General features: G+C 42.9%; 18 protein-coding genes and 1 pseudogene. 7 read left to right on the forward strand and 12 right to left on the reverse strand.

What is annotated here, in order from left to right:
* Positions 1 to 73: 73 nt before the first annotated feature.
* Both ACZ444_RS13890 and ACZ444_RS13895 read right to left on the reverse strand, forming a co-directional pair.
* A complete protein-coding gene (locus tag ACZ444_RS13890; RefSeq protein WP_382360536.1) occupies positions 74 to 208 on the reverse strand; it encodes a YvrJ family protein in 135 nt (44 codons plus the stop codon).
* Positions 209 to 275: 67 nt separating this feature from the next.
* Entirely contained in the window at positions 276 to 503 is a 228-nt protein-coding gene (locus tag ACZ444_RS13895) for a DUF1659 domain-containing protein (RefSeq protein ID WP_382360539.1), read from the reverse strand.
* 143 nt (positions 504 to 646) lie between these two features.
* Between ACZ444_RS13895 and ACZ444_RS13900 the strand changes: the two genes are divergently transcribed.
* Positions 647 to 1249, forward strand: coding sequence for a YusW family protein (locus ACZ444_RS13900; protein WP_382360542.1), 603 nt, complete (start codon positions 647 to 649; stop codon positions 1247 to 1249).
* Positions 1250 to 1376: 127 nt separating this feature from the next.
* On the opposite strand, the gene ACZ444_RS13905 is transcribed toward ACZ444_RS13900, so the two are convergent.
* Positions 1377 to 1595 (reverse strand): hypothetical protein, encoded by a 219-nt coding sequence (locus ACZ444_RS13905; RefSeq protein ID WP_382360545.1) that lies wholly within the window; start codon positions 1593 to 1595, stop codon positions 1377 to 1379.
* Between the two features lie 286 nt (positions 1596 to 1881).
* Between ACZ444_RS13905 and ACZ444_RS13910 the strand changes: the two genes are divergently transcribed.
* On the forward strand, positions 1882 to 2808 hold the full coding sequence (locus ACZ444_RS13910; RefSeq protein ID WP_382360547.1) for an ABC transporter ATP-binding protein: 927 nt from the start codon (positions 1882 to 1884) through the stop codon (positions 2806 to 2808).
* Positions 2801 to 4036: an ABC transporter permease gene (locus ACZ444_RS13915; RefSeq protein WP_382360550.1), complete on the forward strand. Its 1236-nt coding sequence runs from the start codon at positions 2801 to 2803 to the stop codon at positions 4034 to 4036. The genes ACZ444_RS13910 and ACZ444_RS13915 overlap by 8 nt, the downstream gene beginning before the upstream one ends.
* 148 nt (positions 4037 to 4184) lie before the next feature.
* On the opposite strand, the gene ACZ444_RS13920 is transcribed toward ACZ444_RS13915, so the two are convergent.
* Positions 4185 to 4346 carry a hypothetical protein gene (locus ACZ444_RS13920; RefSeq protein ID WP_382360553.1) on the reverse strand — a complete coding sequence of 54 codons (162 nt, stop codon included), beginning with the start codon at positions 4344 to 4346 and terminating at the stop codon, positions 4185 to 4187.
* Positions 4347 to 4512: 166 nt separating this feature from the next.
* On the opposite strand from ACZ444_RS13920, the gene ACZ444_RS13925 reads away from it, so the two are divergent.
* Together ACZ444_RS13925 and ACZ444_RS13930 are read left to right on the forward strand one after the other, a co-directional pair.
* Positions 4513 to 4911, forward strand: a complete 399-nt coding sequence (locus tag ACZ444_RS13925; protein WP_464433443.1) for a DUF3889 domain-containing protein — start codon at positions 4513 to 4515, stop codon at positions 4909 to 4911.
* A gap of 130 nt (positions 4912 to 5041) precedes the next feature.
* Complete coding sequence (locus ACZ444_RS13930; protein ID WP_382360559.1) at positions 5042 to 5950, forward strand: N-acetylmuramoyl-L-alanine amidase; 909 nt, start codon at positions 5042 to 5044, stop codon at positions 5948 to 5950.
* 213 nt (positions 5951 to 6163) lie between these two features.
* Here the strand turns inward: ACZ444_RS13930 and ACZ444_RS13935 are convergent, their stop codons facing one another.
* The 4 genes and pseudogenes from ACZ444_RS13935 to ACZ444_RS13950 all read right to left on the reverse strand — a co-directional run.
* Positions 6164 to 6481: a hypothetical protein gene (locus ACZ444_RS13935; RefSeq protein WP_382360583.1), complete on the reverse strand. Its 318-nt coding sequence runs from the start codon at positions 6479 to 6481 to the stop codon at positions 6164 to 6166.
* Between the two features lie 177 nt (positions 6482 to 6658).
* A complete protein-coding gene (locus ACZ444_RS13940; protein WP_382360562.1) occupies positions 6659 to 6817 on the reverse strand; it encodes a type II toxin-antitoxin system PemK/MazF family toxin in 159 nt (52 codons plus the stop codon).
* Positions 6807 to 6977 (reverse strand): hypothetical protein, encoded by a 171-nt coding sequence (locus ACZ444_RS13945; RefSeq protein WP_382360565.1) that lies wholly within the window; start codon positions 6975 to 6977, stop codon positions 6807 to 6809. The genes ACZ444_RS13940 and ACZ444_RS13945 overlap by 11 nt, the downstream gene beginning before the upstream one ends.
* Before the next feature lie 143 nt (positions 6978 to 7120).
* A pseudogene (locus ACZ444_RS13950) lies at positions 7121 to 7222 on the reverse strand (integrase); the annotation flags it as partial.
* 517 nt (positions 7223 to 7739) lie between these two features.
* Between ACZ444_RS13950 and ACZ444_RS13955 the strand changes: the two are divergent.
* Positions 7740 to 8933 carry an IS256 family transposase gene (locus ACZ444_RS13955; RefSeq protein WP_464433219.1) on the forward strand — a complete coding sequence of 398 codons (1194 nt, stop codon included), beginning with the start codon at positions 7740 to 7742 and terminating at the stop codon, positions 8931 to 8933.
* A gap of 693 nt (positions 8934 to 9626) precedes the next feature.
* Positions 9627 to 10901: a hypothetical protein gene (locus ACZ444_RS13960; protein WP_464433445.1), complete on the forward strand. Its 1275-nt coding sequence runs from the start codon at positions 9627 to 9629 to the stop codon at positions 10899 to 10901.
* A 259-nt stretch (positions 10902 to 11160) separates the two neighbouring features.
* Here ACZ444_RS13960 and ACZ444_RS13965 read toward each other — a convergent pair whose 3' ends face one another.
* From ACZ444_RS13965 to ACZ444_RS13980, 4 genes are all read right to left on the reverse strand, one after another.
* Positions 11161 to 12204, reverse strand: coding sequence for a ribonucleotide-diphosphate reductase subunit beta (locus ACZ444_RS13965; RefSeq protein ID WP_382358469.1), 1044 nt, complete (start codon positions 12202 to 12204; stop codon positions 11161 to 11163).
* Entirely contained in the window at positions 12185 to 12619 is a 435-nt protein-coding gene (locus tag ACZ444_RS13970) for a flavodoxin (RefSeq protein WP_382358468.1), read from the reverse strand. The genes ACZ444_RS13965 and ACZ444_RS13970 overlap by 20 nt, the downstream gene beginning before the upstream one ends.
* The gene (locus ACZ444_RS13975) at positions 12616 to 14826 is read right to left on the reverse strand and encodes a ribonucleoside-diphosphate reductase subunit alpha (RefSeq protein WP_382358467.1); all 2211 of its coding nucleotides are present in this window, start codon (positions 14824 to 14826) and stop codon (positions 12616 to 12618) included. The genes ACZ444_RS13970 and ACZ444_RS13975 overlap by 4 nt, the downstream gene beginning before the upstream one ends.
* A 460-nt stretch (positions 14827 to 15286) precedes the next feature.
* Positions 15287 to 15601 (reverse strand): TIGR04104 family putative zinc finger protein, encoded by a 315-nt coding sequence (locus tag ACZ444_RS13980; RefSeq protein WP_382358465.1) that lies wholly within the window; start codon positions 15599 to 15601, stop codon positions 15287 to 15289.
* Positions 15602 to 15666: the final 65 nt, after the last annotated feature.

Here is a 15666-nt window from a genome sequence, read left to right on the forward strand (position 1 = left end):
ATTTACTGGAAAAGCTAATTCAGCGAGAGTCAATTATAAAAACCCCGGCGTTTGCCGGAGCTTCACATGTCGGTTAACTCATTTTGTCTGGCAGTGTGTGAATGGATGCGATCAGATCGTTCAGTTTGCCTTCGATTCGATGCAGCAAATAAAATGTGACAACGATCGGAAAGCCAACTTCAGTCACAAACGATATCCAGGCTTCCACGGACATGACCTCCTTTTAAGCGTGATGACTCAGACGTTTTAGACCTTTTTTGTTCATCCCCTTTTCTCTAAACAGTGTCACTGATTTCGGAGCCGTCCTGCCGCTCAATGATATAAAGCAAGCGTTCCTGGAGACCTGCAACAGCTGTTGCAATCGTATACAACTGATCTGCTGTAGCTTCCGGCTTTACGTTGTTAAAACTTTTTGTCTTATAAATCGTTTTGCCTGTCATCATATCGTCCCCGTCGTCCAGTGTCAGTTTCAGACGCGAATCGACTCTCTCAGCTATAGCCATAGTCCACCTCCTCTCACTGTTACAATCGAACGGCAAACGATAGTCGGGACAGCCTTATCAAATTAAACTATTTTAGAATAAGAGAGAGATGATTAAGTCATACTGAAAAGGGAAATAAAACCAATTGAAGGAGATGAATCGATATGACAAAGCGCCTCACACAGTTATTTTCAGTACTTTTACTGGCTTTGTTCCTGACAGCATGCGGCGGGAATAATGCAGACGATAATAACGCAGATGATAACAGTCAAGACAATAGCGATCAGGAAGAGATGGCGGATAACGGTGACGACGATACAGATGACAGTGATACAAACGATGGCGATATGAATAACACGAACGATAATACATCGGACAATGCCAATAACACCACTGATAATAATCAAACCAATTCCGACCAGAATATGATAGACAAAATGGGTAAACTAGACTACGCCGAATTTGAAATGGAAGCCGACTATGGTAACAATAACGAATACGCAGCGGAGATTGAGCAGGATAAAAATAAGAATATGATTGAATCAGACCTTGAAGATGAAGTGAACGATAACGTTGATACCATGGGGCAGGAGGCTTTTGACAAGATTTATCCGAATGTCAAAAAGCTGACCATTGATCGCGATACATCCAAACAGGATGCCATTGACGAAACATTAAAAGCATTCAGCCTGGATTCAGATTATAAGGAATTTGAAATGGAAATAACCTTCCAGGACGGCACAAAACTAGCATTTGAGGATAAATAACCCGGCTGGGACAAAACGAAAGTCACCAACTCCAAAGACCATACCCTTTAACTTACAGAGGAAAAGACTCAAGACTATTTTTAGACAGAAAAGGTGCCTGTCCATTGCCAGGCACCCCTGTCAGCCACTAGTCATCGAGCCTGCTGCGGCTCAGCACATTCATCACGATCAATACAATCGAGGCAAAAATTGTAAAGATCACTTCGCCGCCAAACCGTCCGAGTGCCCAAAAGAGCCCAAATGGTATAATAATGGCCAGTATCAGGCTGACATTTGGCATCCTATCCAGTAAATAAACGGCTAATATGTATATGGCGACAACGACAATAGCCAGCAGCCATCCCATTAAAATCACCTTCTCTTATACAGATTTTGCAGCGTGGATCCAGCATCAGGCTGTGGTTCCGGATCACAGCATAACTTCTGACGTCCCCCATTTTACACTTTTTCTCTGTTTTTTCCAGATGCCATATAACCCACACCATCTTATTCAGATATTAGGACAGTGTCAGTTTTTATAACCATAATTAACAGAAATTATAAACAAATTAAAACTTTCGAGTATTAGGATAGTGTGATAAACTATTAGAAGATTTGCCGTGGAAATTTTTACAACTAATCGAGGTGATTCAATGGAAACAAAGCTGACCGTCGACCATTTAGGTAAAGCTTTTAAAGACAAACAGGCCATCAGTGATGTCTCCTTTGACGTGCGCAAAGGCGAAATTATGGCCATCTTGGGTCCGAATGGTGCGGGGAAATCAACAACAATCCGCAATATTATGGGTATTATGTATCCAGACAGTGGCACCATTTCGTTTTCCGGCCATGAGACTATCCCGCGGCATCGCATAGGCTATCTGCCGGAAGAACGCGGTTTGTACCAGAATGTCAAGGTTATGGATATTTTGCTCTATTTGGCGGATTTGAAGGATTATCCGCTGCAGAAGGCACGGGAGCGCGCGCATCAGTATTTGAAAATGTTTGACCTTGAAGGACAGGAGAACAGTTCGATTGAAGAGCTGTCAAAAGGAATGGCGCAAAAAGTGCAGTTCATCTCTGCAATCATCCATGAGCCGGAGCTGCTGATTCTGGATGAGCCATTTTCCGGACTGGACCCAGTCAGCCAGGAACTGTTTAAAGAAGAAATCCGCAATCTGGCAGAGAATGGCACAGCCATCCTTTTGTCCTCCCATCAGATGAACCTGGTCGAGGAAATGTGCGACCGTTTATTCATGATGCATCAGGGTGAGCGCATTATTTATGGGGATATCGATGACGTTAAGAAGCGCTATGCCAATTTCAAATGCACGCTGCACGGGAAAAATGACCGCGAGCAGCTGGAAAGCCTCCCGCAAGTTGAACGAGTCGATCAGAACGGTGACACGTCCGTTCTCTATCTAATGCAGGATGTTCAGCCGGTGAACTGGCTGAAGCAGCTGCCAGAGCAGTTAAATCTTCTGGAATTATCACTCGACCGCATATCCCTGCACGAAATTTTCCTGGATATAGCAGCAGGCAGGGTATCTCCAGAAAAGGAGGGTGCTGTCCATGCGTAACGCTTTTAAAGTGGCCAAATGGGAAATTAAACGCAATCTTAAAAATAAAACATTCTTATTCGGTTTGTTTCTGACGCCTCTTTTAGTTTTGGGTTTCGGATTTTTAGGCAGTCTGATCGGTGATTCTGACGACGAGACAACACAGGTTTTGGTCCATGATGAGCTGGACGCCTATAATGGACTGGAAGCAGCGGTTGATAATGCGGACGTAAACTGGGACATGGCCACAACCGATGTGAGTGAAAGCGATGTGGAGGGTGAACTGGACGACCAGGCTAATACCGCTTATCTGTTCCTGGATGACCGCGCTTTAGAAGACGGCGTCATTCCCGTTTACACTGGTGACGCTGTCGATTCATCGTTTATGGAGCAAGTACAAGTGTTAGCGAATCCGCTTAAAACGCGCCAGTTGCAGCAGCTCGATTTGTCCGATAACGAACTTGCCGCTGTGTCGATGAATATGCAATTTAAGGAGACAACCGCAGACGAACTGGCCGAGTCCAGTGGCGAGGCGTCCGAAAGCCCGTTCCTTGGCGAGGACCCGTTTGAACGCGTCATTCCTGGAGCTTTTGCAGCTATTATACTGTTATCGATTATTATATCGGGGATGTATATTTTCCAGAGTGCCTCCAGTGAGAAGAAAGATAAAATCGCCGAGATCATTTTATCATCTGTGACACCAAGTGAATTAATGCAGGGTAAAATCATCGGCTACTTTGTCCTCGGTATGGTCCAGGCTGGTGTTTTCCTCCTGTTTGTACTGCCGATGGCTATATGGAAACTGGATCTGCCGATTATGGATTACTTGCTCACACCGGAGTTGCTGCTGATGATCGCCATTGCCATTCTTGGCTATTTCCTGTTTGCTGCTTTGTTTATTGGCCTGGGAGCGACGCTTGCGGATACGTCATCAGCGAGTAATTTCCAGGGTATCATTATGATGCTGCCGCTCCTGCCGTTTATACTTGCGGCACCGATCTTCAGTGATCCAAACGGCCTGGTTGCCCAGATTGGTACCTACGTGCCCATCACCACACCTGGTGTGCTCTTAATGCGGCTGATTGTCCTGGAAGACTGGCCATGGACAGAAATCATCATCGCCCTTGCCATTCTCGTCGTAAGCATCTGGCTTTTTACGAAACTGGCTGGGAAGATATTCAAAACCGGCATTCTCATGTACGGGAAAAATGCGTCACTGGGCGAGATCTGGAAATGGATTCGGGCTTAAGCATCACTAAAAGGGAGCGCCTTTAACGGGCACTCCCTTTTATTTTTAATGCGTTAAGTATACGTATCATGGCTTGACGCTCTGCTGCCAGAATGTCTTGCCTAAACTTTTATTATTACTGTTCACATGTACCTATGCTATTGATGTTTCAGGCAGCCGGTTTCAGAAAATCAGCTGTCGTTTCTGCCATGGCCTTGACGTCACCAAAGTTTGCCGAAGCAGCCGAACCACCCCCGGCATATTCGAGGACAACAAAGAAAACAATTAGGATAATTGCCAGTACCACAAACGTTATCAATGCTTTTTGCATTCTTAACACCGCCTTTCAAAAAACGACTATCTAACAGCAGAGATCCATTCCCAGCTTATCCGACAATGGCTACTTTCATCAACCCTTTAAAACTTATAACAATATTATAGTATACCCGATTTTGGTCTCATAAAAACGTTAGCTGGGCGGTCTTAACAGCTGCATTTTGTCTGCATACGGGACAGGCCGGCATGCCAAGCTAATCACAAAGGAGCTGACGCATGTGCCGCGCTTTGCCATTATGCTTATGAGTGTTCTGGTACTTTTGACAATCAGCCCAGGAATCGAAGCAGACGGGACCATCACCCAACAGCTGCAGCAGGATAACCCGTCTTATGCCAAATGGGGACAGCTCGCTATGGAGAAAACAAGTTCCCGTTATCCAGATGCTGACATTATCGATTACTTGCACAGAGGACGTGAAGAACAGGGCAACGAGATAACGGAAAAATTTAAATTATGGCTCCAGGAAGACGATAGAGAATTCGGCGTTTTCATCACTATCGTGTTTGACAGTGATACAGAAAAAGTGCACGCGATTACATTTGAAGAAACGACACATTAAAACCCTCCCCTCCATTTTTCTAAACTTTTTGAATCATGTTTTAAAAGACTGCTGATTGGACATGCTGGTGATAACACTAATAATCGGCTAACACGATGCACAAATCAGAAATTAAGGAGAGGGTTATTTCATGGGGAAGCTTCGTTTAGCCATAACAGCAGCCAGTTTGCTGCTGTTATGTATCACGTTCCTATCGATCGTGCAAGCGGATGATGGTAATACCTACAAAGTGGCCGATGCTGAGGCATTAAATATTCGGTCCGCACCATCAGCCAACGCTGATATTATCGGCGTGCTTAAAAAGAATGATAAAGTGACCGTCTTTCAGAAACAAGATGGATGGGCCCAAACCTATTATGAAGGTGAAGCCGGCTGGGTCTCGACACATTACCTGAGTTCTCTGGAACAGAACACGGCAGACGATGCTATCGCTGCATTCGCAAGCGGGAAATCTAAAATCGGCGAGTATCACAGCATCAAGCAGCCATTAGCGGGAGCACTCGAGGATTATACGGTTGTCCTTGATCCAGGTCATGGCGGAGCAGACCCAGGTGCAGCCGGTATTGACGGGACACTGGAGAAAGACCTCACAATGACAACAGCGGACTATGCTGCAAAAAAATTGCGCGACGCAGGAGCAAACGTTATTCTGACCCGTTCAGACGATAGTTATGTCTCCCTTGAAAAACGCGTACGCATCAGCAATAAACACAACACAGATGCGTTTATCAGCCTGCACTATAACGCTTATCCGGTTGAGAATGTTCACGGTTTCAGCACCCATTATGATACAGATGGTGCTGATAAGGCATTAGCTGCTGACATGCAATCAGCTTTAAAACAGACAATGGATCTGGACAGCCGCGGCATTAAACAAAATGGCTATCATGTTTTAGATGACAATCAAGACCTGGCCGTGCTGATCGAATTAGGCTTCTTGACCAGTCCCTCTGATACGAAGGCTATCAAAACAGATGCACATCAGAAAAAAGTCGGCGAAGGTATTGTGAACGGCCTCAAACGTCATTTTGAAGAATAAACTATAAGCTGTCCCGTTTAACGGTAACGTGGTCAGTATTGGCGGAGATAAATGCTAATAACAGCATAAATAGTACACTGGTTAGTATATATTCCAGCAAGATTTTAATCGTATAAATAGCATACAAAAACGCACAGAAAATAATTCTGTGCGTTTTAATGTAATAACTTGTTGTGTTATTAAACAATCACATCCAATTCTGGAAGATTGATATTACGAATAACTCTCTTCCTTTTTGCTATAAATTTCATAAGCAACATAGCCAAATAACATACCTATTCCAGTTCCCCAGGCAATTGAAGATAGTAAGGAAATTGGAGAAAATAAACTTAAAAGTACAGCAACAGCAAAACCAATCAGAATCCCGAGTGGTATTAAGCTGTCTAAGAAATCTTGGGCACTTTTTGTTTTCTTCTTACCCAGAGTCCCTTTCTCATACTTATGTTTCATCCTTAGCATTACAAATAATACAATCCCACCCACTATTATAACTGGCAGTACAATACGCAAAATTTCTAAGGGCAAACCCATATCATACACCCTTCTTTTTTCAATTTTAATATAGTTTATTAGTAAATGGCCCGTTTGCAGAACTAATAAGTTTCTTCTTAAAATAATCTTTTGCACATATTTAAAACGCTTTTAAGGTCATGATTATGTAAATTACCTAAATGACGTGTCAATTCCGAACCGTGTATAGAAGTGATTTTAGAAGTACGTCTGACTGGTAACTGGTGCAATAATGACATCTACATCTAACGCCAACTCATTACCAACAATAATAACAGGGCGTTGTTTGGTTTGATGTGTTCCTTTAAAACGAACATCTGCCAACCAAACCTCACCCTGCCTCATTTTATTGCTCATTGTATATGTCATCCTCCTTGTTATCCCACCAGGAGTAGTTTTCCCCCAACAAAATTACATCGGGAGCCATATATTTTTCCTTAATCTTATCAAGTACCTTTTGCCTTTCTTGTTCACTCAACATATCAATTTCTTTTATAATTTTCTCGGGAATGGACATATGTCACACCTCCATTATGCTGTACACTTATTATACATTATTATCTTAATAACATAAATGCTCATATATTTTAAACTTAAGTGATTTATCAAAATATTTGTTGTAAAAGTCATACCTTAATTTCCCGCTAAGATGCGCATATATTCTAGAAGATGTTCAATTTCATGTTCAGAAAGAAACTTTGGAATTCGCTTGCCCATCTTGGGTTCTTTTAATTTTGCTGCCGGATTTTTTAAAATAAACGCGTTTTGATGGATTAGGCTGTACAGTTATTCAGGAATAGCGCTCGATAATTGTATAGCTAATTATCTTGTCTTTTGTAAGTCATAATTAAGATTGTACAAATTAAAGTAAGTGTATTTAACAATAACTGCATTGTACCAGGTTTAAAAAAAGTAAAAATTAAGGTTAATGCAACTGCCAAGAAAATAATTGCTAGTACCACTCTTTTTTTAATTCCCATTATCCACCCCTTTCATCAAGCTATCTTGGCTCTTATATGCCATAAAGGGCGCAATGATTTATGCCGCAACTGCGCCCTTTAACGGAAGAATACAACTCATCTCTTCTCCAGGCTTTTAATAAGTCTTATAAACCAATATAGTAATATCCAAGGTAGAATAAATTTGGTTGCCCATTCTATTAAAGAGAGCGTAAAATAGTTTGTGTAAATCGCAATGACTCAATAATGGTCATAGAAAAAGGAAGACCCTTTCCTGTAGAATAGAGTTAGCCAAAACACACCCACAGGAGGTCTTCCCTATGAGCCATCTTACTACAGATTTGCTTGAATCACTAGCCCAAAAACAGGATATTGAAGAAGTTTTTCGCCATCACTTGGAAACAGCGATCAATCAGCTTTTAAAACACGAATTAACAGCTTTTCTGGACTATGAGCCTTATGAGCAGGCTGGCGTTAACTCTGGTAATTCCCGTAACGGATTTTATGGCCGTACGTTTAAGACAGAATACGGCAACCTTGAGCTGCATATTCCCAGAGATCGCAACGGTGCCTTTCAGCAACAAACCCTGGCACCCTATAAACGTTCCAACGACACACTGGAACAGTTTATCATCCACCTGTACGAAAAGGGCATCACAACGGATGAAATCGCCGATTTGATCGAAAAAATGTATGGTCAGCACTATTCCAAACAAACTGTATCCAACCTGACACAGCTTGTGTCAGAAGATGTTAAGGCTTTTCATGAGCGAACGCTGGAACAGCGTTATGTCTGCATTTATCTGGATGCCACGCAAATTCCAATCCGGCGTCAAAGCGTTGAAAAGGAATCGGTCTATATCGCCATTGGCATTGCGGAAGATGGCGGCAAAGAAGTGCTCGACTTCACCATCGCCCCAACGGAATCCGCCGAGGTGTGGGAGGAGCTCGTTCAGCGCTTATATGATCGCGGTGTTGAACACGTCCTTCTTTTCATTTCGGACGGCTTGAACGGCATGACGGATGCGCTGCATCGTGTCTATCCCAAGGCTAAACATCAGGTGTGCTGCGTTCATGTTTCCCGCAACATCGCTAACAAAGTACGTGTGAAAGATCGTGCCGTCATTCTGGATGATTTCAGGGCTGTCTATGAGGCTGAAAGCCGCCAGGATGCTTTAAATGCCCTGGAACAATTTCAAAACAAATGGCATAAGACGTATCCACGTGCTGTCGATGCCGTGATGAAACAGGATCGCTTATTAACGTTTTATGATTTTCCGGCATCCATCCGATCCAGCATCTATACAACAAACCTCATCGAAGGATTTAACAAGGAAATCAAACGCTACGTCAAACGCAAAGAACAATTTCCAAATGAAGATGCCCTGGAACGTTTCCTGGTGACCCAGTTTTTAGATTATAACCATAAGTTCGGTATGCGGTGCCACAGAGGCTTCAAAAAAGCAAAGCCTGAATTACTGCAGATGTTTGAATCGCTGGAGGAACAAGTTTAAACGACTAAAACACTGGCTAACTAAATTCAAAAGGGATAGGGTCATTTACACAAAATTATTGACGCCCCCCTATTAAAGGTGGAACAACATATGATACGCTTATTCCTATAATATCTAAAACAATCCAAAGTAACAATAGAAGTACTATATCAATGATTATGTATATTATTGATTTTCCTTCGAAAATTTCTTGATAAATTTTAATTATTTTAAAATTAAAAGCCAAGAAACAGTATGAATCACAAGTATTTTGAAAACAGAGTATAAAATAACAAAAGTACAATAATTTATGTGCGCCTGTTATTGACTATGTTAATTTGTTAGTTATTTCCCGTATAAAACACTATAAATACTGTCAACACAGAAAAAAGAGATGCTAAATCATATGTGATTTGCATCTCTAAATTGTGTTTTATTTAATGTTTTCTCCCCTGAAACTAAACTTGTTAGTTTGACAGGGGCAGCTTTTTTAATGAAATATCACAAACTACCGTGGATTATAGTGTCCGCTGCGGAAAAACACGTCGCTTTCCCGCAGGAGTCTTCGTGTTTTTCCTCCGCTCGCTAGTCTTGTGTCATATTTATTCATTAATATTAACCTTGGATTTGGCGAGGAGACTAAAAAACGAAATATTAGTTTATTTAAAATTTATGTTATACTGCCCTTAATTGCTAAAAAAGGCCGTGATGAGCATGAACGAACAATTGCAGGAATTGATAGGACAAACCCGGAAAACACTCGGGCTCAATAATCACACGTTGAAGCGCCACAATATTTTCCGGGAAATAAATGCCTGGTGCGAAACATACTATCTGTTAAGTATGGAATGGTTCCCGAACGACGCGGTAATTGTTGATGAAGACTTAAACCCTGCAGGCACAGCCTCCGTAGAGATAAATTTGTTTACAAAAGAAATACGAAACATAACTTTCGTAGAGAATGTCAACACGGCAGACACCAGCATATATCCCAAACTAGAAAACAAGAAAGCGATGATCAAATGGATTGAAACGATGACCGGGCTAACGTATGATCGTCATTTTATACGTGAGAATGACACAGACGAAGAACATAAGCAGCGATTTATGGCTGCGGTGGAACATACACCGGTTTATCCAGGCGGTAATATCCTAATCAAAGTCAATGACGACGGTATACTGACTGTGTTTGACATAAATGGTGTATTTCCAAATGAAGATCAGATCGCATCAGAACCATTTGCCCTGACATTACCGCAATACGAATCTGTGGCTCAAGCGGCTTGCAAGCTGCTGACCCTGCCCGACCAGGCTAAGGAAGCATGGGTATTCGTATACGGCATTGAAGAATTTTATCTAACAAATGACGGGAAACAAACAGTCCCATATGAAAATAAAAATTTAAGTTCGTATGTAGAGGAAGATATGATTTTGACGTGGAGCGCACCGTTGAATGGGGAATTCACCACACAAGCTATCAATAGGTCTTCGGTAGTGACACTTGAAACAGCTCTCGCCAATAAGGCCCATCCGGATGCCTATCCATTAACTGAGGCTGAAGTTGCAGCATGTGAACAAGAAGTGCTGCGTTTTATGCGGCTTGTTTATCCGGACGACAGCGGCAAGTGGCGGCTTACTGGCATTTATTTGGATAATAACTTAATCATTGCCGAAATAAGTGCGGTAACGACTGTGCAAAACGTGCTCAATCCGAAGATTAAACTGATCATTAACAGAGATACATTAACAGCACTGAATTACATTGATCAGAACCGGTTATTCGCTGGGATGTTCCAAACATTTACAGAAACCAGACACCCCGAAGTCTCCCAAACAGAGGCTTTTAACACGTTACGTGAACACCTGGAAGTCAGACCCGTGTATGTACATGACTCAGGCAAGAACCGTTATTTCAAGTACGCCAAGATCAATTGTGCCTATGGCGTCAATGCTGTGACAGGCGAACTCATGGACCTGACAGATGTTTAGAGAGGGCTGGGTTGGGCATAACTTTAATTATCAACTATAAAAACAAATAAGTTCAGACTTAGCGGAGGAAATATACGCAGACTCCTGCGGGAGAAAAAGCATAGGTGAGACCCCAGAGTGTGTCAACACGAGGAGGCTCACCAGCTGCCCGCGGAGAAGGCGTATATTTCCGGAGTGGACTTATTGCTCTAACTATATATTCCAGCGGTTCGCGCTTTAATTGATAAAAATACCTTTATCGTGACCCCTTTTGACACGATTACAAATCATCAAATCCGTTCAAGTTGCTTGTTTTTGTATACTGGCGTGATTTTTGCTCGAAAAAGTCCGTTTTGGTTCCGTCGAAGTTGTCCGCATAGGCACGGATCCATTTCATCGGGTTTTCTGTATGCTCCGGATACAATTCGCTCAGTCCCATCATGCGAAGCATTTTATTCGCGCGGTATTTAATATAGCCAGCCATTTCCTCAAGATCAATACCTTCAATCTCTGCGAGTACATAGTTCGACCATTCAATTTCCCGGTCAACCGACTCCCGGAAATGATTGTAAACCCACTCTGTCAGTTCAGCCGTATTCTGCTCCGGATTTTCATACAGAGTCGCCCGGAACAGCTCCGCGATAAAACGGCCATGCTCGAGTTCATCCCTGTTAATGTAGCTAATCATCGTTGAGGTGCCGACCATTTTATTCTCCCGTGCAAGATGATAGAAAAACGCAAAACCAGAGTAGAAAAACATGCCTTCCAAAAGCGCCGTATAGACCATCGTTTTCAGGATATTTTCAATCGTCGGTTCCTCAACAAACGCATTGTATTGCTGGATGATCGCTTCATTCCGCTTCAGCAGGATAGGGTCTTTGCGCCCGAGCTGAAATGATTCATTCTGTTCATCGAGTGATACGACGGATGACAGAACATACGAATAGCTCTCATTATGCACAGCTTCCTGCTGGGCAATTACCGCCATAATCGACTGTACAGACGGATCGGTCGCGTACAGCGACAAAAGCAGCGCCGTCCGGGTCTGTGGGCCATCCAGTGTTGATAACAGACCAATGACTTTCAAATACGTATCCCGCTCATTATCCGTCAAGGAGCCAAACTGGCGCAGATCATCGGCCATATTAATTTCGTCCGCCTGCCAATAATTGCCGATAAGCCGCTTATACATCTGATACCAATGCGGATATTTAATATCATTCCAGTTCAATATACCACTTGACTCGCCGCCGAATACGGCTGTCGACTTATTCGGATTCCTCGGTTCAAGCGTTTTCGCCTTATCAAGCAAGACTTTTGACATCATGCAGCACTCCTTCCAGCCAATTCCTAATCACTATTTCCTGTGAGCCGCGCGGTGACTGCTCAATTTTTAAACCAGACCATCTGCTGTTATAAAATGTGACCAGTTTATCAACTGCCAGGCAAAATAAATCATCACCGCCAAATTGCGTATCACCAGTGCCGAACACCGCTACATTGTCCGGTTTATAGCCGACTTCCAGAACGAAATCTTTCACTTCATCAGGCGTCCTTCCAATTTCCCAGGTGAACGTGCCCAGAAAAATCACATCGTAGCTGGACGCATCAACCGGGGGGTCAAGGCCAATTTCATGGACATTAGCATTCACCCCGTCTGCAGCCAGATGATCCGCAATCAATTCAGCTGTCTCCTGTGTATTGCCGCTATAGGACAAATAAGCAATCAGTGCCTTCAACTTTCACACCACTCACATTCTTCAATATCGTTGGCTGTTGAACGAATATAATAGGTTGTTTTCAGGCCCTGACGCCATGCCTGCAGATGCACATCAAGCAGAACGGATGCTTTGATGGTGTGCGGCACATAAATATTAAACGACACACTCTGATCAATATGTTTCTGCCGGGCGGCATTTTGTTTAACCGACCAGCGCTGGTCGACGATATAGGCTGACCGGCGATAAATATCATATGTCTGATGATTTAACTCCGGTGCCGTAACTGGGATCTTGAAATCCTTCTTCTCTTCAAAGTAAAACGGTGAGAAAACAGGGTCTATGCTGGCGGTCGAACCTGCAATCATCGATGTTGATGAATTCGGCGCCACGGCCATCAAGTAGCCGTTGCGCATGCCGTTTTCAGCTACTTCCTGCTTCAGCTGTATCCATGCGTCACTCGTATAGCCTTTAATTGTGAAGTACTCGCCTGTATCCCATTTGCTGCCGGCAAACACGGGATAGCTGCCTTTTTCCTTGCTCAGTTCCATACTGGTCCTGATCGTAAGGTAGGCTATTTTTTCATAGAGCTGATCAGCATAATCAACCGATTCATCGGTCTCCCACGGAATATTTTCCTTGGCGAGCAAATGGTGCCAGCCAAATGTTCCCAGGCCAATAGCACGGTACTTGTGATTCGTCATTGTCGTTTGTGTCAGCGGCAGTGTATTAATATCAATCACATTATCCAGCATGCGTACCTGGATAGGAATCAATCGTTCCAGCACGCCTTCAGGTACGGCACGGCCAAGATTAATCGAACTCAGATTGCACACAACGTAATCGCCGGGTTTGTATTTTTTCACCAGCGTCCCGTCCGCTTCCGTCATTTCCTCCAGAAATTCGGTCGGTGACTGATTTTGTGTAATCTCCGTGCACAGATTGGAGCAATAGATCATGCCTTGATGCGCATTGCTGTTCTGCCGGTTCACTTCATCGCGGTAAAACATAAACGGCGTACCAGATTCGAGCTGTGATTTCATGATCCGTTTCATAATATCAATCGCCGGCACCGCACGTTTTGTCAGTTTATCCGAATTAACACATTCCAGGTAGCGCTCGCGCCATGATCCGGCACCTTTCTCTTCATCATAGAAATCTTCGAGCGAATAGCCCATGACCTCACGCACTTCATGTGGATCAAACAAATACCAGTCACCGCGGTTCTCGACTTGTTCCATAAAATAGTCCGGCAATGTGACACCTGTGAATACGTCATGGGCGCGCAATCGTTCATCACCGTTATTCAGTTTCAAATCAAGAAACGCTTCAATATCAGAATGCCAAACGTCGAGATAGACAGCAATCGCCCCTTTGCGGGTACCGAGCTGATCAACACTGACAGCCGTATTATTCAGCTGTTTAATCCATGGCACAACACCGCTCGACATGCCTTTAAAGCCTTTAATCGAACTGCCGCGGCCGCGAATTTTACCCATATAGACGCCGATACCGCCGCCATTTTTCGACAGATTGGCGATATCCGTATTACTGTCGTAAATCGACTGCAGACTGTCATCAACCGTATCAATAAAGCAGCTGGACAGCTGGCCATGTGTTTTGCCTGCGTTTGTAAGGGTAGGTGTTGCAACCGTCATATATAAATTGCTTAACGCCCAGTATGCTTCTTTAACATACTCGCGGCGCTCTGACGGGTCTTCCTGCTGCATCAGATGCATCGCAATAATCATCCAGCGCTCCTGAGGCAATTCATGCGTATTCTGATCATGATCAACAGCCATATAACGCGTAGCCATCGTATATAAACCGAGATAATTAAACAGCCAGTCGCGTGAAGGTTCCATCATGCCGGCAAAATAATCAATATCATCTTTGGAATAGGTTTCAAGCAATTGCGGCGTATAGATGCCTTTATCAATCAGTATCTGAATCAATTCGTAAAAACTGCCATAGCCTTCAGCTGCCTCATAGCCCCGATTGGCAGCGGCTTTTTCGTATAAAGTCTTTAAATACAGACGGCTCGCAACATAGGTCCAGTCCGGATTGGCTTCATCTATGTTTTCCAGGGCACGTTTAATCATGTTATCCCATGTTGGCGTATCCCCTGTTTTCTGGATTTTTTCAAGAAATGCCTGTTTATCCACAGCAAGACCTTCAGTGGCCTGATCAACTAAACGCGTCAGGTCATTTTCTACGAACGTTGTCATATATACGCCTCCTTGAATATTAAAAAGCACCGTACGAATTCACCGATGCTTTATCTCCTATCGATGTATTTTTTCTAATGTCTCATGCCATGATCAATATACAGTGATTAATCCAGTCGTACACAGTTTACATTTGCAGGAACAAGTCCGGTTTATCCCCATGTTTTCTTTTAAAATAAATATATTATCATAGCTGTCGTATACTACATGTAGTGTGCTTTGTAATTACTATGTAGTATATTTTGTATAAATAGCTTAGCATAGAATAGCAAAGGGTTCAATAGACTTTTAAAGGAAGTCTCTACAAGCCCTATTCTACCGCAAAAAGAAAGTTCCCGGCTAAGGAACTTTTTATAATCTATCTATCATATTTTCCTTTGTCAACTAATTTAAATTAGCCAAACAGCATTTGACAAACAAATGTTCGATTCGCTATACTTATATTTAGAGGTTTCATAATCTAGAGGTCCAGTGGCGGCTCTTCCCGGCTGCTTATCTCCATCCAAAGCGGATGAAGCAATATAACGGCAACAAATATAATAATGATGAAAGCGATTAAGACAACTGCTGGAATATCAAAAAACGCTTGTATAAGAAGCGGCAGCAGAATCACCAGATTTAAAACACTGTTTTTCTTGCGCGATTTTTGGGTTTCGTATTGTTTTTCTCCGCAGTAAGGGCATGTCATAGCAGGATCTATTGCGTTTGTTTTTTTAATTGTCTGCCCCCAGCTCCATCTGTGATGGCAGTTTGCACAAGTCGGCAATGATATCACCCTTTAGATCAAAATCCTATATTTCTATTCTAGCAAAAGGAAAGTATCTAGTGAATGATTAATCT

Source organism: Lentibacillus kimchii, assembly GCF_055381965.1.